The 24,442-nt window shown below is 48.5% G+C and carries 21 protein-coding genes and 1 tRNA gene; 18 read left to right on the top strand and 4 right to left on the bottom strand.

What is annotated here, in order from left to right; all coding sequences use genetic code 11:
• Nucleotides 1–7: 7 nt before the first annotated feature.
• From JW885_04075 to rimI, 3 genes are read left to right on the top strand one after another with little or no spacing between them, the layout of a single operon-like run.
• Complete coding sequence (locus JW885_04075; protein MBN1881330.1) at nucleotides 8–1,726, top strand: energy-coupling factor ABC transporter ATP-binding protein; 1,719 nt, start codon at nucleotides 8–10, stop codon at nucleotides 1,724–1,726.
• Nucleotides 1,719–2,504 (top strand): energy-coupling factor transporter transmembrane protein EcfT, encoded by a 786-nt coding sequence (locus JW885_04080; GenBank protein MBN1881331.1) that lies wholly within the window; start codon nucleotides 1,719–1,721, stop codon nucleotides 2,502–2,504. The genes JW885_04075 and JW885_04080 overlap by 8 nt, the downstream gene beginning before the upstream one ends.
• Nucleotides 2,505–2,507: 3 nt before the next feature.
• A complete protein-coding gene (gene rimI / locus JW885_04085) occupies nucleotides 2,508–2,996 on the top strand; it encodes a ribosomal protein S18-alanine N-acetyltransferase (GenBank protein MBN1881332.1) in 489 nt (162 codons plus the stop codon).
• 114 nt (nucleotides 2,997–3,110) lie between these two features.
• Here the strand turns inward: rimI and JW885_04090 are convergent, their stop codons facing one another.
• The 3 genes from JW885_04090 to JW885_04100 all read right to left on the bottom strand — a co-directional run bounded on the left by JW885_04090 (nucleotide 3,111) and on the right by JW885_04100 (nucleotide 5,440).
• Nucleotides 3,111–4,217 carry a hypothetical protein gene (locus JW885_04090; GenBank protein ID MBN1881333.1) on the bottom strand — a complete coding sequence of 369 codons (1,107 nt, stop codon included), beginning with the start codon at nucleotides 4,215–4,217 and terminating at the stop codon, nucleotides 3,111–3,113.
• A gap of 99 nt (nucleotides 4,218–4,316) precedes the next feature.
• Nucleotides 4,317–4,919 (bottom strand): sigma-70 family RNA polymerase sigma factor, encoded by a 603-nt coding sequence (locus JW885_04095; GenBank protein ID MBN1881334.1) that lies wholly within the window; start codon nucleotides 4,917–4,919, stop codon nucleotides 4,317–4,319.
• Between the two features lie 86 nt (nucleotides 4,920–5,005).
• Complete coding sequence (locus tag JW885_04100; GenBank protein ID MBN1881335.1) at nucleotides 5,006–5,440, bottom strand: NUDIX hydrolase; 435 nt, start codon at nucleotides 5,438–5,440, stop codon at nucleotides 5,006–5,008.
• Between the two features lie 144 nt (nucleotides 5,441–5,584).
• Here JW885_04100 and JW885_04105 point away from each other — a divergent pair, with 144 nt between their 5' ends.
• The 3 genes from JW885_04105 to JW885_04115 all read left to right on the top strand — a co-directional run bounded on the left by JW885_04105 (nucleotide 5,585) and on the right by JW885_04115 (nucleotide 9,312).
• Nucleotides 5,585–7,381: an N-acetylmuramoyl-L-alanine amidase gene (locus JW885_04105; protein MBN1881336.1), complete on the top strand. Its 1,797-nt coding sequence runs from the start codon at nucleotides 5,585–5,587 to the stop codon at nucleotides 7,379–7,381.
• Between the two features lie 7 nt (nucleotides 7,382–7,388).
• Nucleotides 7,389–8,276 (top strand): site-specific tyrosine recombinase XerD, encoded by an 888-nt coding sequence (gene xerD / locus JW885_04110; GenBank protein ID MBN1881337.1) that lies wholly within the window; start codon nucleotides 7,389–7,391, stop codon nucleotides 8,274–8,276.
• 79 nt (nucleotides 8,277–8,355) lie between these two features.
• Entirely contained in the window at nucleotides 8,356–9,312 is a 957-nt protein-coding gene (locus tag JW885_04115; protein MBN1881338.1) for a hypothetical protein, read from the top strand.
• 63 nt (nucleotides 9,313–9,375) lie between these two features.
• Here the strand turns inward: JW885_04115 and JW885_04120 are convergent, their stop codons facing one another.
• Entirely contained in the window at nucleotides 9,376–10,044 is a 669-nt protein-coding gene (locus JW885_04120; GenBank protein MBN1881339.1) for an MBL fold metallo-hydrolase, read from the bottom strand.
• Between the two features lie 271 nt (nucleotides 10,045–10,315).
• Here JW885_04120 and JW885_04125 point away from each other — a divergent pair, with 271 nt between their 5' ends.
• The 12 genes from JW885_04125 to JW885_04180 all read left to right on the top strand — a co-directional run bounded on the left by JW885_04125 (nucleotide 10,316) and on the right by JW885_04180 (nucleotide 24,325).
• Nucleotides 10,316–11,407, top strand: a complete 1,092-nt coding sequence (locus JW885_04125; GenBank protein ID MBN1881340.1) for an MBL fold metallo-hydrolase — start codon at nucleotides 10,316–10,318, stop codon at nucleotides 11,405–11,407.
• 135 nt (nucleotides 11,408–11,542) lie between these two features.
• Nucleotides 11,543–11,620, top strand: a tRNA-Arg gene (locus JW885_04130).
• 1,110 nt (nucleotides 11,621–12,730) lie between these two features.
• Complete coding sequence (locus JW885_04135; protein MBN1881341.1) at nucleotides 12,731–13,714, top strand: glycosyltransferase family 2 protein; 984 nt, start codon at nucleotides 12,731–12,733, stop codon at nucleotides 13,712–13,714.
• A 3-nt stretch (nucleotides 13,715–13,717) separates the two neighbouring features.
• On the top strand, nucleotides 13,718–14,593 hold the full coding sequence (locus JW885_04140; protein MBN1881342.1) for a glycosyltransferase family 2 protein: 876 nt from the start codon (nucleotides 13,718–13,720) through the stop codon (nucleotides 14,591–14,593).
• Nucleotides 14,590–15,369, top strand: coding sequence for an ABC transporter permease (locus JW885_04145; GenBank protein MBN1881343.1), 780 nt, complete (start codon nucleotides 14,590–14,592; stop codon nucleotides 15,367–15,369). Before JW885_04140 ends, JW885_04145 begins: the two co-directional genes overlap by 4 nt.
• 40 nt (nucleotides 15,370–15,409) lie before the next feature.
• Nucleotides 15,410–16,936: an ATP-binding cassette domain-containing protein gene (locus JW885_04150; protein ID MBN1881344.1), complete on the top strand. Its 1,527-nt coding sequence runs from the start codon at nucleotides 15,410–15,412 to the stop codon at nucleotides 16,934–16,936.
• A gap of 36 nt (nucleotides 16,937–16,972) precedes the next feature.
• A complete protein-coding gene (locus JW885_04155; protein MBN1881345.1) occupies nucleotides 16,973–18,388 on the top strand; it encodes a mannose-1-phosphate guanylyltransferase/mannose-6-phosphate isomerase in 1,416 nt (471 codons plus the stop codon).
• A gap of 56 nt (nucleotides 18,389–18,444) precedes the next feature.
• Nucleotides 18,445–19,539 carry a GDP-mannose 4,6-dehydratase gene (gene gmd, locus JW885_04160; GenBank protein MBN1881346.1) on the top strand — a complete coding sequence of 365 codons (1,095 nt, stop codon included), beginning with the start codon at nucleotides 18,445–18,447 and terminating at the stop codon, nucleotides 19,537–19,539.
• A 2-nt stretch (nucleotides 19,540–19,541) separates the two neighbouring features.
• Nucleotides 19,542–20,492 (top strand): GDP-L-fucose synthase, encoded by a 951-nt coding sequence (locus tag JW885_04165; protein MBN1881347.1) that lies wholly within the window; start codon nucleotides 19,542–19,544, stop codon nucleotides 20,490–20,492.
• A complete protein-coding gene (locus JW885_04170; protein ID MBN1881348.1) occupies nucleotides 20,489–21,196 on the top strand; it encodes a class I SAM-dependent methyltransferase in 708 nt (235 codons plus the stop codon). The genes JW885_04165 and JW885_04170 overlap by 4 nt, the downstream gene beginning before the upstream one ends.
• A 163-nt stretch (nucleotides 21,197–21,359) precedes the next feature.
• Nucleotides 21,360–23,153, top strand: coding sequence for a methyltransferase domain-containing protein (locus JW885_04175; GenBank protein ID MBN1881349.1), 1,794 nt, complete (start codon nucleotides 21,360–21,362; stop codon nucleotides 23,151–23,153).
• Nucleotides 23,154–23,167: 14 nt separating this feature from the next.
• Nucleotides 23,168–24,325, top strand: a complete 1,158-nt coding sequence (locus JW885_04180) for an FkbM family methyltransferase (protein ID MBN1881350.1) — start codon at nucleotides 23,168–23,170, stop codon at nucleotides 24,323–24,325.
• The last annotated feature ends 117 nt before the right edge of the window (nucleotides 24,326–24,442 follow it).

A 24,442-nucleotide genomic window follows, 5' to 3' on the forward strand; every position in this document is an offset into this window, starting at 1 on the left:
GGGCTTCGTGAACGGATCACCCGCAGTCAAAACACGGAGTCTCGGATTTCGCTACCGCCGGGCCGAAAAAGAGGCGCTTTCTGATATCAACCTGGAGGTGGAGACGGGCCAACTTGTGGGGGTGGTGGGGCGAAGCGGCGCGGGAAAGTCGACCCTCATGGCGGCGGTCGGCTCGTTCATCCCGCATCTGATACGGGGTGGGATGGAAGGCTCAGTCGAGATCTTCGGCTCGAGGACGGATGTGCGCCCTCCGGGAGAATTCGCCGGGATTCTCGGGATGGTGTTTCAGGATTTTGAGACGCAGATATTTTCATCCCGGGTCGATATAGAGGCGGCGTTCGGGCCGGAAAACCTCGGGCTCTCCCGTCAGGAGATCGTAAGACGGGTGAAAGACTCCCTGGCCTTCACCGGACTGGAATCGAAGGCGAATCGCGTGCCCGCGACCCTCTCCGGTGGAGAGAAACAGCGACTGGCGGTGGCGTCGGTGCTCTCCATGGAGCCCCGGCTTTTTATCTTCGACGAGCCGACCACCGACCTCGATCCCCAGGGGGCGGACGAGATGCTGGAGCTGGTGAGGCGACTGGGGGATGAGCGGGGGAGCACGGCGATTATGGCTACCCACGACACCGACCGATTGGTCGGTGCGGACCGGGTGGTGGTGCTGGAGAACGGTCGGGTGGCGGCGGTCGGGTCTCCCGGAGATATCCTGACGGACCAATCCCTCATCGACGCCCACCGGCTCAGGCCGCTTCCCCACCTCGCCTGCCTTGCCCCGCTCCTGTCGGGTCCGGTCCCTCTGGTCGAAGCGGAAGCGATCGATCTTGCCCGGGAGAGGGGCTTGTGCTTTGTGCCGGAGCGTATATCCGACATCGAACAAAAAGACACCGAGAAAGCTTCCCGAACGGGGCCTCCCATCATAGAGTTTTCCGATGTGTCGTTCGGGTATCAGGGGGCCCCACAACGCCTCTTTGAAAAGCTTTCCTGTGATATTCATCCGGGAGAGTGCGTCGCCGTCATCGGCTCCAACGGCGGCGGCAAGACGACGCTGGCATGTCATATGAACGGCTTGATCGTTCCGGATTCGGGGGAGGTAAGGGTTGACGGGACGAGTCTCACGAGGCGGACTCCCCGGGAACTGTCCGAGCTTGTGGGATTTGTTCACCAAAATCCCGATCGCATGATATTCTCCGAGACGGTGTATGACGAGGCGGCGTTCGGATTGAAGATCCGGGGAATGGAGGAGAAGGAGATACGCCGTCGGGTCGAGGAGGTCCTCGACGTGGTGGGCCTGGGGGACCGCATCGAGGAGGATCCGTTTATGCTGACAAAAGGAGAGCGCCAGCGGCTGGCGGTGGCATCGATCCTGTCGGTGGGCCCACGCATTCTGATACTCGACGAGCCGACCACCGGCCTCGACTACGGTGAGATCAACGACATGATGGAGGTGGTCACGGCGCTCAATAGATCGGGACACACAATCGTCATTATCACCCATAATATGGACGTCGTGGCGCGATATGCGAAACGGGTGCTGCTGTTTTCCGAGGGGCGCATTATGGCCGACGGCACCCCTCGGGATGTGTTCTGTCAAGACGAGCTGCTCTGCCGTGCGGGTATCGTCCCGCCCCGGGAAATCGAGCTGGGTCGTGTCTTCGGATTTCCGACACTCACCGCCGAGGAGTTTCTCTTTCTCACAGGCGCGTCGGGGGAGGCGGCGAATGTCTGAAATCGCCCGTACCCGGAGCGGGAACGGTCTGGACCCGAGGACGAACCTGGCGGTTCTGGTGGGGTCCTTTGCCGTCCTGGTGATGCTTTGGGATATATGGTGGCTGGCGGTAGCCGCAGTCTGTGTGCTCCTTTTCGGCCTCGTCTCCGGGGTGACATCGGTCATTCTCAGGTTCTGGCTCATTCCCCTCGTCGTCGCGATGTTCTCGATGGTGATCTGGTCTATTTTTCTGGTGGGGGATACGGTCTTGCTTGGGATTTTCAGCATGGAGGGGATGCTCTACGGCGTGGCCAACGCCATAAAGCTCGACACTATGATTTTTGCGGGACTTTTTTATGTGGCGCTGGTGACACCGGACGAGCTGACGGTCAGCCTCCGGCGGCTGGGCGTCCCGTATCGTCTCGGCTTTTCGCTGTCGTACGCCATGCGCCTGTTCCCATTCATCATGGAGGAGGCCCGCCAGATCGCCCGGATTCAGAAGAGTCGGGGACTGGACCTCGGAGCCGGAACGTTTCGGGAGCGGGCGGGGAAATATATCCCGCTGCTTACGCCTATATTCCTGACAACCATCAGAAACACCAACAACGTATCCATGGCGTTAGAGTCCCGGGGATTCAGCGCCAAAAAGAAAGGCGACGCCTACCTTGAGTTGAAGATGGCCCCCCGCGACTGGCTTGTGCTCCTGGCGGTCGTCATCCTTACGGCATGCGCCGTGTATCTTCACGTGACGGGCGGGTCGTCCTTCGACGGGATCGTCGTCCCCAGGTGGGGGGGGTAGGGCATGTCCATAAAGAGAAAAGAGGAGGTCGGTGCCCCCCCCCGAAGCGTCGGGCGTGCGGTATTGAGGCCCATGTCGGTCACGGACCTCCAGCAGGTCATCCGTATCGAGCACACATCGTTTCCGACCCCATGGACCCTGGAGCTGTTTGTACGGGAGCTGTCCTTGAAATTTTCCCACAACTTCGTCCTCGATCTTTTGGGGATGGTGATCGGCTACATCAACTTCTGGATTGTGGCGGGAGAGATGCATATCATGAGCATCGCCGTTCACGAGGAATACCGGGGGAAGAAGGTGGGGACGATGCTCCTGGAGCGGTCGCTGGCGTACGCCCAAAGGCACGGGGCGGAATATGTGCACCTTGAGGTGAGGAAGAACAACGACGCCGGCATCGCCCTGTATCACGGTATGGGGTTTGAGGTCGTGGGGGTGAGGAAGGGGTATTATACCGATACCGGTGAAGACGCCCTGATCATGGCACGGCACCTGTAACACGGCATCGGGCATGGGTGTCTCATTCACAGCCGGCATCCGGGAGGATATCCGGTCGATGTCGTTTTAGGGAAAGTGACAATGATAAAGGGGGCAGGGGGCTGTTCGACGGTTTCAGTTTTCTCCGTCGGGTGCGGTAAAATCGAGCTGCAACAATTCCTCCTTTTCGGTCATGTCCAGCTCCTCGAGATCCGGGCCGATGGGAGGATACCGTGACTCGATGAATGTCAGTAGATCCTCCATGCTTTCCGGCGGGAGGTACACCATCGGGGGGAGGTTTCCCTCGATATACTCCGAGGCCTCCTTCTTATCTTTCAAGTACGTATCCCCGGATACATCATATCTCATTCGCGTGACATCCCCCCCCAGTTCCATCACCTTGTTCATGATCGTTCGCTCTGTTTCATACGGATTTTTCGTGTATATGGTCAGGATGATGGGCTGTTCCGTTCCCCGGGACGTGGATACAAGAAGTATCGTGGCGGACGCGCCGCGTTTGACGGTGTCCCCCGCCGTCATCGCCGCGGGCGCCGTGTCCGGCATGGCCGGAGGGGAAGAACCGGGGACGGTCGCGTCAACGGAATCCATGTGTCCTTCCGCAGGGAGTGGCGGTGTTACGCCGGCGATGATTTCGTCCTCGGGCTCCACCATGATGGATTCTTCCTCGGCGATGAGGTCGTTATCGGTAAAGAGGGGTAAGGACTTTTCGGCGGAACGGGAGGGGGTCGTGTCGGCTGATGTGTGGGGAACGGCGTCGAGTACGGCGGGTGCGTCGTCTTCTCCCACCGTCAGGGTCGGTGATTCCACCCTCCCCTTGTTTGCGGGTTCCACAGATTCGACCACCACAGACTCTTCCGTCGACTTCATGGGTAATATCGGGACGAGACGAATCACCGCGAAAATCACCAGTACACAGGCGGCGGCGACCCCCAGGGCCTCCAGAGGCACCCGCCGGGGCGGGGTGAAGAAAGACGTGAGAGAGGGGAGAACGCCCCTCTTTTCAGAAAGGCGGCTGATGACGGCTCCCTCGATATTCTCCGGGGCGGCGGCCCTGGGCATGTCCGAGGTCAGGCGCTTCAGGACGATATAGTCCTCGCCCTCTTGTTTGAGTGAGGGATTTCTCTCCATCATCCGGCGGACGAGGGCCTCCTCGTGCTCCAAAAGCTCGCCGTCGGCAAGGAGGGGGAGCAGTTCCCGTGCCCGTTTTTCGTCTCTGCTCATGTGACACGCTCCGGCGGAAAAATCAGCCGCATCGATATCTCTTCTGTGCGCCCGCTTGAATCTGTGCGGTCGTCCAACGGCGGTAGTGATGTCCGTTTGTTATTCAGAATCACCTTCCAGTATATCCTTCATCGCCTCTTTCAACTGCCGCCGCGCCCGGGAGAGGCGGGACTTCACCGTGCCCAGCTCAATGTTCAAGACCGAGGCGATCTCCTCGTATGTAAGCTCCTCGAAGTCCTTGAGAATAATGATTTCCCGATCCTTCTTTTTCAGGGCATCCAATCGATCCATGAGGTGCGCCATCATCTCACGATCGCCGACACGGTCGTCGGGCCGCTCGGTTCGGGGGATCAGGCTGATGGACTCGTCTCCCTGGGTATATTCCATCAGCTCATCCCGCCGATAATGCGCCCTCCGGGCGAGATATCCGATGCGGTTTTTCGAATGATTGACGGTGATGCGATACAGCCATGTGGAAAACTTCGCCTCCCCCTTGAAGGTGTGGAGCTTTCTGAACACGGTGATGAAGACATCCTGGGTCAATTCCTCCGCGATGGCATAGTTCCCCAAAAGGCGGAGCGCCGTGTTGAATACCCTGTCCTTGTATTGCTTCATGATGATGGTAAAGGCGTCGTGATCGCCGTCGGCGGCCCGGGCGATCAGCGCCGATTCATCATATCCGTTCCCGTCATGGAGCGGCATCAACCGTCCTGTAATAGTATGACCGAAAATATATTAGGATGTTCCAGGGACAACATTTTTATTGTAGTAACAGGTCGTTACGTTTTTTACGAGCGACTGACCATATCGAAGGCGCGCATGATGACTTCTTTCGTCATCGGCGGTACATCCATACGGGTAAGCCCGGTTCTCGAAAAAAACGCTGCATCCCGGGCGTCGGACGCCGGCCTCAATACGCCGCCGGTGGGACTGACCAGATAATCCACCAGCACATAATGATACCAGGGGACATCGAATTGGTCGGGCACGATGATTTCGAGGACCTTGACGGTGTCGACGACGGATACGACAAGACCGGTTTCCTCGAGGATCTCCCGTTGTACGGCGGTCCTGAGCGTCTCCCCCACAGATACCCTGCCTCCGGGGATGGTCCAGATACCCTGTCCCGGGTTCTTGCCCCGTTGAATCAGGAGGACTGAATCGTCCTGGACGACGACGCCGCCCACGCCGAGGATGGGCCGGGATGGATATTCTCGTGACATCTGAGGTGTATATCTATCACAAAGGCCGTGAAAAGTCAAAAGACAAAAAAAGTACTTGAAATGTTGTACTAAGGAGTATATAATTTTAAAAAATGTTGTTTAAATTATAGATATTTTACGTATAATTTAGCACATCTGGAGATAATGAGAGGTTCACACATCAGAACAGGTGCGGTGATATGCGCTGTTGTGCTCTCTCTGGCGTGGGGTACCGGAGCCCGGGCCCAGGGGCCGGATGAGGCGTATGAGTACGCCCGGGAGAAGTATCTGTCACTGGTTTCTTCTCCCGAGCGTATGGAGTGGCGGGAATCATGGGAGGATGTGATAGACACCTTTCTGGTCGTGGTGCTGGATCACCCGGACTCAGAACGAGCGGACGACGCCCTCTACATGGTGGGCATCCTGTATCGGGACCTTTATAATAAGGCCAAAAACCCCCGGGATCTGAATCTCTCCCTGGAGGCTTTTGTGAACCTGGTCGACAACTATCCCACAAGCAACCTGGCCGACGACGGGCTGCTGGTGGCGGGAGACATCTCCCTTCACCTTCTCGACGAGGGGGGAAGAGCGTACTGTTTGTACGCCCGCCTGGTTCGGGAATACCCGGAGGGAGACATGGTCGACGACGCCCGGGAGCGAATTGCGGGCCTGGATGAGGCGAGCGTCGTTTCCGACTGCATGGGGGATGGGGTTGACGAAAGCGCCGGGGTGGAGTTCCCCGCACCCCGGGAGATCGAAACATCTTTGGCCGTAACCGACGAGTCCCCGACTGTGGATGGTCCGGTCGTCGGCGGACTCAGGTACCATACGGGGCCGGAATACACCCGGCTGGTGTTGGATCTGGATGACGAGGGGACGTGCAGCTTCGGGATGCTGCCGCCGGATGAAGAAACGGGTCTTTCCGATCGGTTGTTTGTGGATATTCCGGGCGCGACGTGGCCCGGGGCCGATTCCGAGCCGACGATTATCAATGATGACCGCATAGAAAAGGTCAGGATCGGCGCCGGGGGCGACAAAACGCTCCGACTGGTGCTGGATCTCACGGGCCCGAAGGTCTGCTCCGTCTTCACATTGAGCTCTCCGGACCGAATTGTGATAGACGTCTTTTCCGAGGAGGAGGACGTCGCGTCGGCTCCTTGGAAAGAAACCGAGGATGCGTCCGGGGACGCGGGCAATGATACTGCGGGGGAGGATGTTGCGATCCCGACCCCGGAGAAGGAGGCCCAAAAGAGGGGGGATCTCGAGCCTGTGGATATCACGGTGGTGGTGCTCGATCCGGGACACGGGGGAAAGGACCCGGGGGCGGTGGGGCCCACCGGGTATTATGAGAAAACCGCCAACCTGAAAATCGCAAAATATCTCAAGGAATATATCGAGGATCGGCTCGGCCTTGTGGTCATCATGACCCGCACCGACGATACCTATCTGAGCCTGAAGGAGCGCACCGCCATCGCCAACGATCGCGATGCTGACCTCTTCATATCGCTTCATAACAACGCAAACAAGAGCAGCAGCCCCTACGGCATCTCCACCTATTATCTCTCCGTCACCTCCGATGAGAAGGCCCTGGGTGTGGCGGCCCGGGAGAACTTCACCACAGTCGAAAAACTCTCGGAGCTCGATATCATCCTCACGGACCTGATGGTCAGCGCCAAGCGAAACGAGTCGAGTCTTTTGGGGACCTTCGTTCAGAACGGCATGGTCGCCGAAACATCCGATACATACGATAAAATCAACGACATGGGCGTGCTGCCCGGTCCCTTCTGGGTGCTGGTGGGCGCGCAGATGCCGTCGATACTGATCGAGGGATCGTTTATCTCCAACACCCGGGAGGAGAAGCGCCTCCAGGATGAGGAATATCTCAAGGCGCTGGCGGACGGCATCTGCGACGGGGTGGAAAAATACATCACCGAGATCAATACCGCCCGGATGAATTGGTAGTGAATATATGGACGCGTGTATAGACAAATTCATCGATCATATCCGTGTGGAGCGGGGGCTTTCCCGCAACACGGTGGAGGCGTACGGGAACGACTTGAAGCGATTCTATGACTTTCTCATCGAAAACAATATAACAGACCCGGCGCTGGTAACCGATGAAACAGCCAGAGCGTTTCTGGATTATCTCGAAGTGTCCGGGATGTCGGTACGCAGCCGGGTGCGGTACGCAAGCTCCATCCGCTCTTTTTTCAACTTCCTGATGCGGGAGGGGGTGGTCGCGGCCAATCCATTGGAGCTTCTGGAGTCGCCCCGCTTCCTGTCGAAGCTGCCCCGATACCTCACATCAAGCGAAATCCGCGCCCTCATGAATGCTCCGGACGGCACGACCCCCTGGGGGGCTCGTGATCGGGCCATGCTCGAGGTGCTCTATGCCGCGGGCCTGAGGGTCACGGAGCTGGTTGAGCTGCGGTTGAACGCCGTCAACCTGGAGGTGGGATACCTCATCGCCAGGGGAAAGGGCGACAAGGAGCGCATTGTGCCCCTGGGCGAGGACGCGGTAAAATGGCTCGATTACTATATCTTTCACATCCGGCCCCTTATGGACAAGGGCAAAGGCGCGGGTATCGTGTTTCTCAACAGGAACGGCAGGGGTCTGACCCGCCAGTATTTTTGGAGCGCGATCAAGAAATACTCCCTGAGTGCGGGGATTACGAAGGATATCAGCCCCCACACCATCCGACATTCTTTCGCCACCCACCTCTTGGCCGGGGGGGCGGACCTTCGATCCGTCCAGGCCATGCTCGGTCATGCGGACATTACTACCACCGAAATCTATACCCATGTGGAGCGGGAGCGGCTCAAATCCGTCCATAAAAAATATCATCCCCGGTCATAACCGGCGTGCATCTTCTTGACGAAATCGTCCCGTTTCTGGTATGATATCCGGCGTTTACCTTAAAAATTGAAAGGTGCATATGAAAAGGCGTGGATGGGATATCGCTTCCCTGATAACCGGTGTATGCCTGGCGTTGCTCGTTGTCGCATCATCCATGGCGTCCGCACAGGATGAATATATCATCAGCAACATCACCAGCCGGGATAAAGATAAGAACGCTGTGACCAACATATACTGTTTTGATGATGAGGTGTGGATATGCACCGAGGGCGGGGTTTTGAAATACGGCGGCGGCTGGACCCGCTATACCACCGATCAGGGTCTCGTCGGGAACCTCGTCACATCCATGACAATGGACGAAAGCGGCGGTCTCTGGTTCGGAACCGTGGACGGGCTGTCCCGCTACGACGGCACCTGGACAACCTATCGGAGCAAGGACGGCCTTCCCAGTGATACGGTATATGATGTCACCGAGGCCGCCGATGGAACCATCTGGGTCGGCACCAAGGGCGGCATCGCCCGGTTCGACGGGACGAAATGGGTGCACATCGGTGTCGGCGAAGAGATCCTGACCCCCATCATCACCCGCATCGTCAAGGATCCTATGGGCGATCTCTGGCTGGGGACCTACACGATGGGGGTAGGGGTGGTGACCGGGGGAATGTGGGAGATCATCGATCGGGACGACGGCCTGCCTTCGAATCTCATCTCCGCCGTTGCCTTTTCTCCCGACGGCGAAGTCTGGATCGGCACCTCAAAGGGACTCGTTCGCTATAGGAACGGCTCTGTGAAGGATGTTTTCACCGTCAAAAACGAGCTTCTTTCCAACGAGGTCACATCCCTGGTCGTCGATCACGAGGGTTCGGTATGGGTGGGGACCTGGGGGGGCGGCGTGGCGGTCTACGACGGTCGGGACTGGAGGTTGATAACCGCCGAAGACGGCATTGTGGACGACCGGGTGACCGCTCTCGCCGAGGATTATGAGGGCACAATCTGGATCGGCTGTTGGGGAGGCATCAGCAGGCTGACAAGGTAGGTGTCCGTCGACGGATGGGAAGGTATCTTATCACACCCTCATATCGGCCCGGGTACTGCCCGGTCATATGTACGGAAATATCCCCCGCTTGATCAGGTTGAAGTTTTCCTCCACGTTCTCCTTCCCGACGACCACCTCCATGTGGCCGGGAAGCAGGTATTCCGCGTCAAGCGTGCTGATTCTCTCGATGCTCTCCTTGAGCAAGTCCCCGCTCCCACCGGGAAAATCCGTCCTGCCGACGTTGCGGGAAAACGCCACGTCTCCGGAAAAGAGGGCCTTCTTCTTGGGCCAGTAGATACACGCAGAGCCGGGGGAGTGCCCCGGCGTGATCAAAACCTGAAAGGTCTCACCGCCGATTTCTATTTCTCCCTCATCGAGTAATACGTCGATCCGATATTCCGGGACCGACAGCCCAAAAGCGGGGAAAAATTCCTTCCCGATTTCCTCCATGAAGGCCGCCTCCTCGGCGCTCATGTAGATTGTCACGTCGTCGCTTTTTATAAAACGCTCCACGGCCTCGAAGTGATCGGGATGGCTGTGGGTCAGGATGACGTGCTTGATGTCGTCGGTATCCAGCCCGTCTCGGGCGATGCTCCGGGCAAGCTCCGTGAAGTGTACGAGAAGACCCGGATCCACCAGCGCCATCACGTCGCCGCCGATCAGGTAGCTGTTGCAGTTGTTTTCGAACATGCTCGTCCACGGATACGCATAGAGATCATCGGTCAGCTTCATGTCGCTCCCTTTATGATGATGGTAATGCAAACGGGGAGGCGATGAATCATCTCCGGTATCTCCCCAGGCGGGCACATGGATTGAGAAACCGCACATGCCGGTTTGTGGTATTATACACGTTTCGAAGTTCCAGTAAAGAATTAATTGGGTTGTTGTATGCGGGATAAAAGCAGAGTATAATGATATGAATATCCTGTGTCGGCTTCCGTCGATTACATATGACGAGACCGGACGAATGTATCGAAACTGTTAGAGTGAAAGGTGATGCGACATGTCCAACGAGAAAATCCATGAGGTGGGAAAAGAATTTTACCACTTCAGAAGCGAAGAGGAAGATTTTCATCGAAACGTGTATCTGAAGCGATTTATGGGCGAGGACGGAAAAATCGTAAGCATGTTGTTCGATCCAGGAACACGCCATGAGATTCCTCAGATTACGGAGATAACGAAGAAGCTGATCGGTGGACTACAGAACCTGGATTTGATCTTTCTCAGCCACCAGGATCCGGACATCACCGCCAGTCTGGGGGCGTTGTTGACCAGCGCTCCGAAGTCCCGAGTGATCAGCGCCATCGATACCTGGCGTTTGATCAGGACCTACGGCATACCGGAGAACCGCTTTTTGGCGGTGGAAAACTTCAGAAACAAGATCATGCGCATCGCAAAGACCGGGCATCGGGTGCAGTTTGTCCCGGCGTATTTTTGTCATTTTCGCGGCGCCGTGATGTTTTATGATTTTGAATCCCAGGTGCTCTTCTCGGGGGACTTCCTGGCGGGACTGAACTCCCGATCCGGAAACGGCGTATGGGCCACAGAGGAGTCGTGGGAGGGTATCTCCGTCATGCATCAGATATACATGCCCACGAGGGACGCCCTCCAGGAGACGATCAACAAAGTGAGTATGCTCAATCCGATGCCCGAGGTCATTGCGCCGCAACACGGCGATGTGATCAAGGGGGATCTGGTTGTGGAGTTTCTAACCCGGATGATGAGCCTGGAGGTGGGGCTTGAACTGCTGAAGAAGGAGGAGCCCCAGAAGGAATTGACACTCTCGGCCCTGAATGCCTTCCTCGATTATCTGGGCGAGCACCATCCTGATGTCCAGAAGAAGATTCTGGACGGACTGAAACACGCGGGCAGCTTTACCACCATTTTCATGGTGTCCCAGAATTCGGTGGTGGATCTCAAGGTTTCCACCAACGAGGCCATCAAGGGCGTTTGGGATGTATTGACCCACGTTGTGCCGGCGGATGTTCTTCACGACATCAAACCCATTCTTCTGGGTGAGCTGGATCAGCTCGGAGTCACGGTGCGTCCCGATATCTTCGGTGAGGCTGATGAAGCGGAAGAGCTGTTTGCATGATGACGGATAGCCGTTTGTGTATACGGCAAAGGCGCGAGGGTAATAGGGCCGAAAAAGCGGGTATTTGAGGGCGGAAATAAGTTGACAAGACGGGACCGTATGGATTAAAATCTACGCTTTCTTTATAGATATTGTGCGCCCGTAGCTCAGCCCGGATAGAGCGCCGGACTACGAATCCGTAGGTCGCAGGTTCAAATCCTGCCGGGCGCACCAGTAATTTTAAATAGTGAGGCCACCTTGAGGGTGGCCGTTTTTTTTAGCGTGACATAAAGTGTGACATAACTTTTTATGTTTTTCTAAACGGAATTATATCTGCATTTTCCCGCCTGAGCTTTAGCTTCTCAACGGATTTATCCAGGTGCTGGGTCGTAACATTGAGATATCCTTGTGTGGTTTTGATGTCGACATGACCGAGAAGTCGACAAGTGGATTCAAGATTTGTACCGGACATGAGCAGGTGAATGACATAGGTTCACCTTATGGAATGCAATGAATCCTTCCTATGTGTAGGAAAACAAGAAAAGATTTTATGAATAACGATATCTACTTATAAAAGAATATATGAAACAGCAGTTATACTTGAATTCGATTATTACTTGACTTCAATAAAAATATAAGTACAATTCAAAAATCAACATAAAAAATATATAAAGGGATGAATAAATAGAAGCAAAAAAGAGAGATCGGGCAATGGAAATTACCAATAAAATTCGATCACTATAAATCAGGGATATACCTAACGCTCCCTGAAAGTGTATCGAATATTCAAGGAAACTGTATTGATGTTGTTTAAAAAGCATGACAGCTATTTTTCAATTATATCGGAACCAAAAGTTGAAGTGCATTTCAAATGCTTGTTGATGTGAAACGTGCGAGCACATTTATTAAATATATAAATAATAATGAGCATATATACATTTATAGCAACTAAAGATAATATACATTGCATTTTATATGAACTTTTAGGATGGTTGAACCATCGATATTATGATTAAACGCGATAAGAAGGGATTACACAGGAGTGTTTCAGTGAGGACGGAGGATGTTAACGGGCAATCACATTCCTATGAGGAGTTGGGTAATCCGGGAATAGGAGTATACTTCAGTAATGAAACACCCGGAAAAGGTGTCGAGATGATCATTCGATGTCTTTTCAGGAGCGAATGTGTGAAAGTTGATGGTATTTAGTAGTTTGTACGGGATTAAAAGGTAATCTATACGAGAAAACCACGAGACATATATAAATGCCGTTTGTTCGGCCTGGTAGTATACAAATCTTATCATGAATGCTCTGAATATATTTGTCATTTTCATATATAAATAATGTCTGTTCCGAGAATAAGTGTAATCATAATAAACTGGAATGAATTGGAGCATGTATCTGATTTGCTGGGATCCCTCCGGAATCAGATATATCAGGACTTTGAGATAATTTTCGTAGACAACAATTCGAAAGATGGATCGCTGGAGTATGTGGAGACGCATTTCCAGGAGGCACAAGTTCTCAAACTGGACTATAATGCCGGCTTCGCTGCCGCAAACAATAGAGGGATTGAACGTGCAAAGGGGGAATATATCGCACTTATAAATAGTGATACCGTTGTAGATTCCGGGTGGCTCGTGAACGCCTTGAACTGTCTGGAAAACCATCCGGAAGCGGGTTTCTGTGCTTCAAAGCTTATAAATTATTACGACAGAAACAAAATAGATGCCGCGGGAGACCTCTATACTCGTGGTGGAGTGAATGAGAAAAGAGGGTTGGGCGAAAACATAGCCAAATATAATGGTGAGGAATATGTATTTGGTGCATGTGCGGCAGCCGTTTTATACCGGAAAAGCATGCTTGAAGAAATAGGGTGTTTTGATGAAGATTTTTTTATCATGTGCGAAGATGTTGATTTGAACTTTCGAGCACAACTGGCGGGATATAAGTGTATTTACTGTCCCGATTCCGTTGTATACCACAAGGTACACGGCTCGATAGGAAAAATAAAAAAAATCTTCTCTTATTATGGACAGAGGAATATTGAATATGTATATATAAAGAACATGCCTTTTTGGATATGTATACTCCATCTGCCGCTGCACCTTCTGTATAATACCCTCGTGGCATGCTATTTTTTTCTGAAAGGGGAGTTGAAAAACTTTTTAATGGCAAAATCTCATTTTTTTCAAGAGATTCCTTCGCTCATGAGAAAAAGACAATCAATTCAAAAAGTACGTAAAGTCAGTTATAAATATCTGTTTTCAGTCATGAGTACCGGTTGGCTGCGGAGAAAAATAAAAAGGCGATACAGGAGTATATAAAAGGTGCTTTCCTTCGTTATCGTTTCATATAACAGTGAAAATCACATTGAATCTTGTATTAACCATATATCTATGGTGGAAGATATCGTGTACGAAATCATTGTTGTAGATAATGATTCGAAAGATAATACAAAGCAAATTGTGAAAGACAAGTTCCCGGAAGTAAAACTAATAGAATCACATGAGAATAGGGGATTTTCCTGGGGAGTGAATATTGGTGTCTCTCACGCGAAATACGATTACGTTTTTATTCTCAATCCAGATTCCATGGTGCAGACCAGACAATTTAAAGAGAGTCTACATGAGTTGTCATTAAATGGGGTAGGTATCATAGGTCCAAAAGTTATCAACCCGGGGGATAAGGCAAGACAATACTCCGCGCGAAGGTTTCCCACACTCAGGACCGGAGTTTTCAATAGAAGTTCGATTTTTACGAGCCTCATACCAAACAACAGGCACTCCAGGGAATATCTTGATCCGATAGAAAATCCCGAAGAAACCCAAAAAGTTGATTGGGTTTCCGGATGCGCTATACTTTTCAAAAAGGGGATTTATCACGAGGTGGACGGTTTCGATGAATCCTTTTTTGTTTTCTATGAAGACATCGATTTTTGTAAGAGGGTTACGGCTTCCGGGCACAGTATACAATATTATCCGGATATCCAGGTCGAGCACGAAATCGGCATAAGTAAAACCGTTCCAACCATAAAAATAAATTATGAGCGACATCGAGGGATGTGGGTATACTACAAAAAGCATTTTGAAAGAAATTTCATTCTTGACATCATTGTTCTTGCTGGGATAATTTCCAGATTTATGATCACTTCTATCAAGGTTGTGATAAAGACGCTTAAGAGAAAAAAGAAATTGTTTCTATGAAAGAATACATTCTCGAGATTTGGAGAAGAAGAAGCCTTATATACTATTTAACGGTCTCCGGTTTAAAAGCACAACACAGAGATTCATTCATCGGATATTTCTGGTTGCTCCTTGATCCGCTTCTGTCCATTGCCATATATTACTTCATTGTGGCGATCCTTTTTAGGAGTGGCGGAAGTGATTTTGGGATGTATCTGGTTATCGGCATTGTCTTTTTTCAATGGGGAACCGGAACCATCAATACCTCCTCGAAATCAATTATCACAAGAGAATCCTTAATAAAACAGATAAATATGCCGAAACTGATCTTTCCGATTGGCGCCTCTTTTACCACATTAGTCAATTTTTCTTTTAGCCTCATTATTGTCGTCATATTTCTTATTTGCAGTCATATGCTCCCATCTGGAAAGATACTGTGGTTTCCATTCATAGCGTGTATCCAACTCCTTTTTTTTATGTCTTTGGGTTTTTTTGCTGCATATGTTTCTGTGTTTATCAGAGATTTCGATAATATTCTGAAGCATCTATTACGGATATGGTTCTATGCTTCTCCTGTTATTTGGAAAGAAGATATGGCAATCAGTCAGAAAATCGGGTGGGTGATCAAATATAATCCGATGGCGTATATTTTGCGGGGATATCGGAATATAATCATGTACGACAAGAATCCCGAGGTATTGATACTACTTGTCATAGGAGCGGGCGCCGTTATTATCATTGGTTGTATGACATACTACTATTACAATAACGAGCATAAGATGATCAAGGTCCTATAATATGAGTATCTTACATGCAAAAAAAAATCTTGATAATGAAATGGAGAGAGATGACACGCTGCCGTTCATTCACGCTCATAATATTGGCATAAAATATTTTATTGGCAATAGGCGGGAGGATTTGAAATCATTATTCACCCAAGGGTTGCTTCGAAGAGAAAAAAGAAAGGAGTTCTGGGCTCTTAAAAATGTCAGTTTCCAATTGAATCAAGGCACCGTTCTCGGAGTAATTGGTGCGAATGGAGCCGGTAAAACAACGCTTTGTCGTGTGCTTTCCGAGATATTGAAACCGGACGAAGGGGAGATTACGGTTCAGGGTCATATATCAACATTGCTTTCAACCGGCGTCGGGTTTAACAATGCATTATCGGGAAGAGAAAATATTTATCTCAATTGTCTTATGCTTGGCTTCACAAAAAAGCAAGCGAAGGATGTTGCATCTGAAATAATTGAAGAAACACAATTGGGTGACTTTATTGATCAACCGATAAAGAAGTATTCCAGCGGCATGAGGGCGAGGTTGGGTTTCAACATTGCCTCTATTGTTCAACCGGATATTCTGGTGCTTGATGAAATTCTTAGTGCCGGCGATTATAAATTCTCATCGATGGCTCAGAAGAAGATAGAGGAGCTCATTAAGAAAACAAAAATCGTCGTCATTTCTTCACATCGTTTGGATTTAATCAGAAGTATTGCGACGGAGGCGATGTGGCTTCATAGAGGTCGGATAAAAGCATCGGGTGAACCTGATTACGTGACTGATGAATATAAGGAGTTTCTGGATACTATTAGAAAGAGGAAACCACAATTTAAAAAAACGAAATCGGTCGTCTCGACCGATGAAGCTCTGTGTGTAGAAAATCTGGGTGTAAAATTTTATCTGAGGAGAAATAGAGGATATAAGAATCAAAACAAAAGGTTCGCATTAAAAGGACGTAATGTAAATGAATTTTGGGCGTTGAAGTCAATAAACATGGCGGTAAAAAAGGGGGAGATTCTCGGAATCATTGGAAGAAACGGCGCCGGAAAGACAACTCTTTGCAGGTCATTGAATGAAATAATCAAGCCCGATGAGGGGAGTATTTCGGTCAATGGGAAAACAAGTGCATTGCTGGGATTTGGGACCGGATTCAACTTGCAGCTTTCCGGCAAAGACAATATTTTCATCAACGGACTTTTAATGGGTATACCCCTAAAAAAACTGAAAAATCTCTATCAGGATATCATAGATTTTTCTGAGTTAGGCGCGTTCATTGACCGACCCATGAAACAATATTCTTCGGGGATGAGGGCAAGACTCGGTTTCAGCATTGCCACAATGATACAGCCCAATATTCTTATTGTTGACGAAGCATTATCTGCAGGCGACGCTGCATTTCAAGAGAAAGCGAGTGAAAAAATTCAGGAATTGATATGTCAATCGGATGCGGTTGTAGTTGTATCGCATAATCTGAATTTTATTAGCCAGTTATGTACACGGGTATTATGGCTTGATAGGGGGAAAATCCTTGGACACGGGTTACCAAAAAAAGTTGTGAAAGACTATGTCGATAATAGGATTGGTTGAAACAGTAAGTACAACATTTATATATCCAAACAGCAAATGAAAGATTCACATACTCCGATACGACCGGTGATACTCTGCGGTGGCAAGGGGACGAGACTGTGGCCGCTTTCTCGTGAACTGCATCCTAAGCAGTTTATGGAAATATCACCTGGAAGAACATTATTCAAGGATACGGTTCAGAGACTTTCGGATTTAAAAATACGAGAGCCCTTCGTTGTTTGTAACATTGAGCACAGATTTCTTGTCGCCGAGCAGTTACAGGATGTGGGAGTACAGGGGAAAATCATATTGGAGCCTGTGGGAAGAAACACGGCGCCCGCTGTCGCATCAGCGGCATTAATGGCACAGAAAGACGAGATACTTTTTGTAATGCCCGCGGACCACTTACTGGAGAGCAACGACTCTTTTAAAAGATCGATTGAATGTGGAAAACAAGAAGCGAAAGATGGAATGCTCGTCTGTTTTGGTATCGTGCCGACTTCTCCAGAGACCGCATATGGATATATACACAGGGGAGAACAAAAGAGTGAACACGTATTCTTCGTCAATAGGTTCATTGAAAAGCCGAAACAAAAGAAGGCGCAAGAACTGTTTCATTCGGGAGAATACATGTGGAACAGCGGGATGTTTATGTTTCGAGCGGGGCAGTATCTGCACGAGCTGGTGCAGCATACTCCCGATATTCATGCTGCATGTGTGAAGGCTGTGGATAAGACAACCATGGATATCGGATTTTTCAGACTGGATGAGAGATCTTTTGTTGCATGCCCGTCGGACTCAATAGATTATGCGGTAATGGAAAAATCTCAAAACATCTGTGTGATTCCACTGGATACGAGGTGGAGCGATCTGGGTTCATGGAAGGCGATGTATGAATCCACTCGAATCGATGATGACGGAAACGCCGTCATTGGAGATGTGATCAATCAGCATACGCGTAATTCTTATATCCATTCATCATCTCGACTCGTAACAACATTGGGCATCGAGGATTCGATTGTTGTGGAGACCCCGGATGCCGTTTTGGTATCGTCAAAAGAGTTCCTGCCGCAGTTGAAGGATGTTGTTCATCTGCTCAATGAAGACGGCAGAGAAGAGGTGAGTATACATACGACGGTTTATCGTCCCTGGGGAAACTATAAAACACTTTTTTCTGGCGATAGGTTTAAAGTTAAAAGTATCACGGTAAATCCCGGGAAGTCGTTATCCCTGCAAAGACATCATCATAGAGCCGAGCATTGGGTCGTCGTTCGCGGCACGGCAAAGATAGTGAATGGAGAGAATGAGATTTTCTTGACGGAAGACCAGTCCACATACATCCCATTGGGGAATGTCCATAAACTTGAAAATCCCGGGATGATTCCCCTTGAGATTATTGAGGTTCAGACCGGGGGATACATCGATGAGGATGATATCGAGAGGTTGGAGGATCAATACGGCCGAACTACATAGGCACGTACGGTGATATATAACATTGGAACCGAAACATTTGATGGGAAAATATAGATATGCGAGAGAATAAAGTCGCGCTTATATCAGGAGTCACCGGACAGGACGGCGCATACCTGGCAAAATTTCTTTTGGAAAAAGATTATGAAGTACATGGAATAAAACGCCGTGCGTCTCTGTTCAATACGGAACGCATTGATGATATATACGAAGACCCCCATGATGTTCACAGGCGTTTTTATCTCCATTATGGGGATTTATCGGATGCCACGAATCTTGTTCGTATCATACAGGAGGTTCAACCTACCGAAATCTACAATTTGGGGGCTCAAAGTCATGTTGCGGTTTCTTTTGAAACACCGGAATTTACTGCGGATGTTACCGGCCTTGGAGTCTTGAGGATATTGGAAGCCATTCGTATTCTGGGTTTGGAGCGAAAAACAAAATTCTACCAAGCCTCTACATCCGAATTGTTTGGACTGGTCAGGGAGACCCCGCAAAAGGAAACAACGCCGTTTTATCCTCGTTCACCCTATGCCGCTGCGAAGCTGTATGCATATTGGATCTGCGTGAATTATAGGGAAGCATACAACATCTTTGCCTGCAATGGAATTCTATTCAATCATGAATCGCCCTTGAGGGGCGAGACATTTGTCACGCGAAAAATCACTCGCGCTTTGGCTCATATAAAATTGGGACTGGAAGAAAGGCTGTATCTGGGGAATATGGATGCAAAGCGTGATTGGGGTCATGCAAAAGACTATGTGGAAATGCAGTGGCTCATGCTTCAACAGGACGAACCGGATGATTATGTGATCGCCACCGGACGGCAGCACTCCGTCAGAGATTTTGTTGAGATTGCCGGAAAAGAATTGGACATGGATATTGTCTGGGAGGGAGAGGGTGTTCAAGAGAAGGGCTATGATAAAAAAACCGGGAATCTGATAGTTGAAATCGACCCCAGATATTACAGGCCCACGGAGGTTGAGACGCTTCTCGGGGATCCGACAAAGGCAAAAACGAAACTTGGATGGGAGCCGAAAATATCTTTTGAAGAAATGGTTCGTGAAATGGTTGAACACGATCTGAATGAGGCGAGAAAGAAGGAATTATGTCTCCGAGAGGGCTTCAAGGTACACATGCCGCGAGAATAAGTATGAAGAGTAACGATAAGATATATGTGGCCGGTCACAGGGGGCTTGTGGGTTCGGCGATTGTTCGAAGGCTTCGGACGGATAATTACACTAGTATCCTGATGAAAACCAGTGGGGAGCTGGATCTCAGAAATCAAGCGATGGTCGATGCATTTTTCAGCGAAGAAAGGCCCGAATATGTTTTTCTTGCCGCGGCACGAGTGGGGGGTATCCTGGCAAATGATACGTATCCCGCGGATTTTATCAGGGATAACCTTCAGATACAGACGAATGTCATCGATGCGGCGTATCGGTTTGGCGTAAAGAAATTTCTATTTCTCGGTTCTTCCTGTATCTATCCAAAATTGGCCCCCCAGCCGTTAAAAGAGGAATATTTGCTCTCGGGGGATCTGGAACCGACAAACCAGTGGTATGCGATCGCGAAAATCGCGGGTATTAAAATGTGTCAGGCGTACAGGAAACAATATGGGTTTAATGCAATATGTCCGATGCCGACGAATCTTTACGGTCCGAACGATAATTTTGATCTTGAGACGTCACACGTGTTGCCCGGTCTTATCAGGAAATTTCATGATGCGAAGACAAGGGGTGAAAACCAGGTTGTGATGTGGGGGACCGGTTCTCCCCGACGTGAGTTTCTTCACGTGGACGATCTTGCAGATGCATGTGTGTATCTGATGAATTACTATGATGATGCCGAAATCCTGAATGTCGGTACCGGAATTGATCTCACCATTGATGAGCTGGGAAAAATGATCAAGGGTATTGTGGGATATGAAGGAGAAATCGTCTATGACACTTCAAAACCTGACGGCACGCCACAGAAGCTTCTGGACGTTTCGCGGTTGGACCGGATTGGATGGTCGGCAAGAATCGGGATGGAAGAGGGACTGAACATGACATACAAATGGTTTGTCGACCACCAATATAACAAGCAAGATACCATCTCATGAGTAGTCGGGAAGATACAAATCCTTTTGAGAGAGCTCATTATCAAAAAATCAATAATGCCAGAATGGAACACCTGTTGAGCCTCAATCTTCCGATTGAAGGTCGAAGTGTGTTGGAACTCGGTGCGGGCATTGGAGATCTGTCACCGTTTTTTATCGATAGGGCGCATGATATATTGATTATTGAGGGGCGTTCCGAAAATATTGATATTTTGCAGAAAAGGTACGAGAAATCAGAGTTTCCGCATGTGGATATTGTACAAATGGATTTGGATTGGGCCGGGCGGGAAGACATCGACGGATATGACATCGTTTTTTGCTACGGATTGTTGTATCATCTAAAAGATCCGATAAAATTTCTGGACTGGGTTGTTGTTCACTGTAATCAATATATGATACTTGAAACCTGTGTGAGTACGTGTGGTGATGTGAATAATCTATCTGAAAATAAAGGAGATATCACACAGAGCTTGAATGGAATCGGGTGCCGCCCGGGTCGAAGATGGCTCTTTGAGGAGTTAAAGAAACGATTCCGATATGTATACACGCCCTATACACAACCCAATCACGAGCAGTTTCCCGATGACTGGGTGACAACGACGGACGTGCTTGGGTTGCTCACAAGAAGCATTTTCATCGCCTCGAAATATGCGCTGAATAACGGTATGTTATTCGAAGGTTTGCTTGACCGTCAATCAATCGGATAGGAATGCGTTCAATCCCTTCTCACAGGGCGCGAAGGTCTAAAGAAGATAAAAAAATTCTCTAAAAATCCTCCAACTATGAAATGAAAATAGTGAGTGTCTGAGATGTTATAGATGGAGTATTTTTCGACTGTTAGAAAATGTATGTGAAGGATGAAGTGGAACGATGAATCAAGCGGTGTCATCAGAATATGATGAATTAATACGGAAACCGGAATTTTTCGGCTTAGGAACAAATAATGTATGCAATTCCAAATGTTCTTTTTGTCCATCAAAGGACATTAAAAGAAAAAGAAATAGTATGTCAATGGATCTTTTCCAGAACATCATCGGACAGATCCAAAGTACTGATTGCAGATTTGTGCGGATGAGCGGAAGGATATCGGATGTATTGTTGGATCCACTCCTTGCCGATCGATTGAGACAACTCAGAGAGTCGTTTAACAAAGAAGATCTGAGAATCACGCTCATTACGAACCTTATTGCATTACAGGACCATTCTGAACAAGATGTAGAGTATATAGTAAGAAGTTTAAATGTTCTCTCAATATCGGTTGGTCCCAATCAATTTGTATATGAGAAAATGTTTGGGGTTGACTGTTTTGAAAAAGTTCTTTCAAACTTGTTTTCGTTGTTGGAATTGAAAAATAAGTTTGCCGATTCGGCACGGATAGTGATTGCGGGGCGTGGTTGTGGTGAGGATTTTGATGCAGACCCGCGCTTAATGCAAGTTACTGAAGGTTTAACGGGAAAAAGCTATATTGAATGGCACAATATATACAGAAACTGGGGAGGTTCGTATGATTTACCGGAACTCCCGCTAAAAACCCGCGTTATAAGAAATGAATTACCCAATTACGGCATCGTTCCTTGTTATTATGCCCTCAATCCTCATATTGATGATAAAGGGTTGTTCGTCGCGTGTTCATGTGCCGGCCTGACAGATGATTTTGTCATGGGTGATTTAAAGAAAGAGTCACTGAATGATCTGTTAATATCAAAGCGAAGAAAGTCATTTATTAATTCCTTTATAAAAGGAAAATTTCCCAAGCATTGTAAAAAATGTTCTTTTTATATTCCGGATCGTTCCATAAACTGGAGTCTTTATTTACAAGAAGAACATCACAGCAAAGAACCGACTCCAACAAGTTTTTATGATTATAATTATGCAAAACATCGACATTTCGATGTGCTTGAAAAATACTCAAGCGAGCTCTATATGCACACAATTGATCCAGAGCGGAGCGATTTAAAGGAGTATCAGGATCTTCTTGTGCTTTCTTTTATCAGGAATAATATTCCCCCGGGAGCTTGCATACTGGAAGTGGGGGGGGGGAATTCCCGGGTGTTGAACAAACTTCACTCTGAATATGAATGTTGGAATATCGACAAATTTGAAGGTCTTGGTCAAGGTCCAAAAAATGTGGAGCAACATCCGTATACATTGGTTACCGCATATATGGGAGATTTTTCTGATGAGCTTCCGAGTGATTATTTTCATTTTGTTTTTTCCATTTCCGCGTTGGAACATGTAGATCCATGTGATACAGAACTGCATCAAAATATTGTTTCGGATATCAATCGTGTCCTTACTTATGGAGGATACAGTCTTCATTGTTTTGATATTATTGTCGGGGCGGGATTGGAACGTGATTACTATGATTACATTTATCATGGGCTTTCATTGGAAAAATCAGAAAGAAAAAAATGGTCAAAGGCTTTTAAAATACTGAATATGCATTCTCGATGGAACTATATTCCAAAAGTAATCGATACGTTTTTTAAAGTTTCGGGAAAATTGAATCAAATGCCTTCCTATGAACAGCTTTTCTATTCTTCGGATGTATGGACCATGTCGAAGTCTGCATATGACAGGGGTTGGAAGCCGATCGTTAAATATGACTATAGTTCTGTGGGATATCCCACAACACTGAATATTCTGTGGAAGAAGGTTGAATAGCAGGAGAAGCATTGATGATATCATATGCGCAAAACCTCGAAGATGTTGTTTTGAATCGCGTTTTCAAAAACAAGGATAAGGGTTTTTATATAGATGTGGGGGCACATGATCCTGTTGAGCTGTCTGTTACGAAACACTTTTATGACCTGGGATGGCGTGGGATAAATATTGAACCCGTTTTTTCGAGTCACGCGAAAATAGAAAAAGAGAGAAAGAGAGACATAAATCTCAATATTGCACTTGGGAGAAAAGAGGAAAATCTCACGATACACGAAGTCGAAAGACGTCCCGATCTTTCAAGCTTTGACAAAGATACTGTAGAAGCAATAGCGCAAAAGCTCGGTGCTGGTATTTCATCATATTCTGTGGAAGTTCGTACGTTGAAGGAAATATGCAGAACGTATTGTGATGAACATATCGATTTTCTAAAAATCGATGTTGAAGGATATGAAAAAAATGTAATTCAGGGTGCAGATTGGAAAAAATATCGCCCAACAATTTTGGTAATAGAGTCTACCGTACCGAATATGTGTGTCATTGAGGATTGGGAGAGTGCGGAGATTATTGAAAATTGGTCGGATTGGGAATCAATTATCCTGAAAGCGGGTTATATCTTGGTTTATTATGATGGGCTCAATCGATATTATGTGCGAAAGGAAGATGAGCATCTCAAAAACCATTTTTATATCCCAATTACTCCATTACAGGATCGATTCGAATTTTTTGAGCAGAGAAAAAAAATCAATACATTGAATGATCTGCGGGAAGGACTGAAACGAACGAATCAGGAGTTGGAACGAAAAACTATTGAGTTGAATAAAATGAATATAGAGTTGGAGCAGAGGAACGTGGAACTCAATCAGAAACATGAAGAGTTGGAGCGGAGAAACGTGGAACTCAATCAAAAACATGAAGAGTTGGAACAGAGGAACGTGGACCTCAGTCAGATGTACGAAGAATTGGAGCGGAAGTACGCGGAGCTTAATCAGAAGTATGGAGAATTGGAGCAGAGACACGCGGAACTCAATCGGAAGTATGTGTGGTTGGAAAAGAAAAATGCGGAATTAAAACAGATGAATTCTGTATCAGAACGGAAAAATGCAGATTTGGATAGACATATAAATATTCTCAGAGCTCTTATTGAAGAAGAAAGATTTCTGAAGAAACTATAGGTGAAGGTGGCGACGATTTCAGCTGACGGATTATTTGCCCTAGTCACTAAAAGTGTTGACAGGTGACGAGTAAATAGAAGACGAGTCACGGTCTTCCTGTTAAGATGGATTAGCCAA

Source organism: Candidatus Zymogenaceae bacterium, from assembly GCA_016931225.1.
In the GTDB taxonomy this organism is placed as follows: domain Bacteria; phylum Desulfobacterota; class Zymogenia; order Zymogenales; family Zymogenaceae; genus JAFGFE01.

What these genes read in the sequence shown, in the direction of transcription:
- JW885_04180 (MBN1881350.1), top strand. Translation starts at nt 23,168, where the DNA reads ATGATATCATATGCGCAAAACCTCGAAGATGTTGTTTTGAATCGCGTT.
- JW885_04120 (MBN1881339.1), bottom strand. Translation starts at nt 10,044, where the DNA reads ATGAAGCTGACCGATGATCTCTATGCGTATCCGTGGACGAGCATGTTC.
- JW885_04135 (MBN1881341.1), top strand. Translation starts at nt 12,731, where the DNA reads ATGTCTGTTCCGAGAATAAGTGTAATCATAATAAACTGGAATGAATTG.
- JW885_04105 (MBN1881336.1), top strand. Translation starts at nt 5,585, where the DNA reads ATGAGAGGTTCACACATCAGAACAGGTGCGGTGATATGCGCTGTTGTG.
- JW885_04165 (MBN1881347.1), top strand. Translation starts at nt 19,542, where the DNA reads ATGAAGAGTAACGATAAGATATATGTGGCCGGTCACAGGGGGCTTGTG.
- JW885_04155 (MBN1881345.1), top strand. Translation starts at nt 16,973, where the DNA reads ATGAAAGATTCACATACTCCGATACGACCGGTGATACTCTGCGGTGGC.
- JW885_04100 (MBN1881335.1), bottom strand. Translation starts at nt 5,440, where the DNA reads ATGTCACGAGAATATCCATCCCGGCCCATCCTCGGCGTGGGCGGCGTC.
- JW885_04150 (MBN1881344.1), top strand. Translation starts at nt 15,410, where the DNA reads ATGGAGAGAGATGACACGCTGCCGTTCATTCACGCTCATAATATTGGC.
- JW885_04095 (MBN1881334.1), bottom strand. Translation starts at nt 4,919, where the DNA reads ATGCCGCTCCATGACGGGAACGGATATGATGAATCGGCGCTGATCGCC.
- JW885_04090 (MBN1881333.1), bottom strand. Translation starts at nt 4,217, where the DNA reads ATGAGCAGAGACGAAAAACGGGCACGGGAACTGCTCCCCCTCCTTGCC.
- JW885_04115 (MBN1881338.1), top strand. Translation starts at nt 8,356, where the DNA reads ATGAAAAGGCGTGGATGGGATATCGCTTCCCTGATAACCGGTGTATGC.
- gmd (MBN1881346.1), top strand. Translation starts at nt 18,445, where the DNA reads ATGCGAGAGAATAAAGTCGCGCTTATATCAGGAGTCACCGGACAGGAC.
- JW885_04175 (MBN1881349.1), top strand. Translation starts at nt 21,360, where the DNA reads ATGAATCAAGCGGTGTCATCAGAATATGATGAATTAATACGGAAACCG.
- rimI (MBN1881332.1), top strand. Translation starts at nt 2,508, where the DNA reads ATGTCCATAAAGAGAAAAGAGGAGGTCGGTGCCCCCCCCCGAAGCGTC.
- JW885_04170 (MBN1881348.1), top strand. Translation starts at nt 20,489, where the DNA reads ATGAGTAGTCGGGAAGATACAAATCCTTTTGAGAGAGCTCATTATCAA.
- JW885_04080 (MBN1881331.1), top strand. Translation starts at nt 1,719, where the DNA reads ATGTCTGAAATCGCCCGTACCCGGAGCGGGAACGGTCTGGACCCGAGG.
- JW885_04145 (MBN1881343.1), top strand. Translation starts at nt 14,590, where the DNA reads ATGAAAGAATACATTCTCGAGATTTGGAGAAGAAGAAGCCTTATATAC.
- JW885_04125 (MBN1881340.1), top strand. Translation starts at nt 10,316, where the DNA reads ATGTCCAACGAGAAAATCCATGAGGTGGGAAAAGAATTTTACCACTTC.
- xerD (MBN1881337.1), top strand. Translation starts at nt 7,389, where the DNA reads ATGGACGCGTGTATAGACAAATTCATCGATCATATCCGTGTGGAGCGG.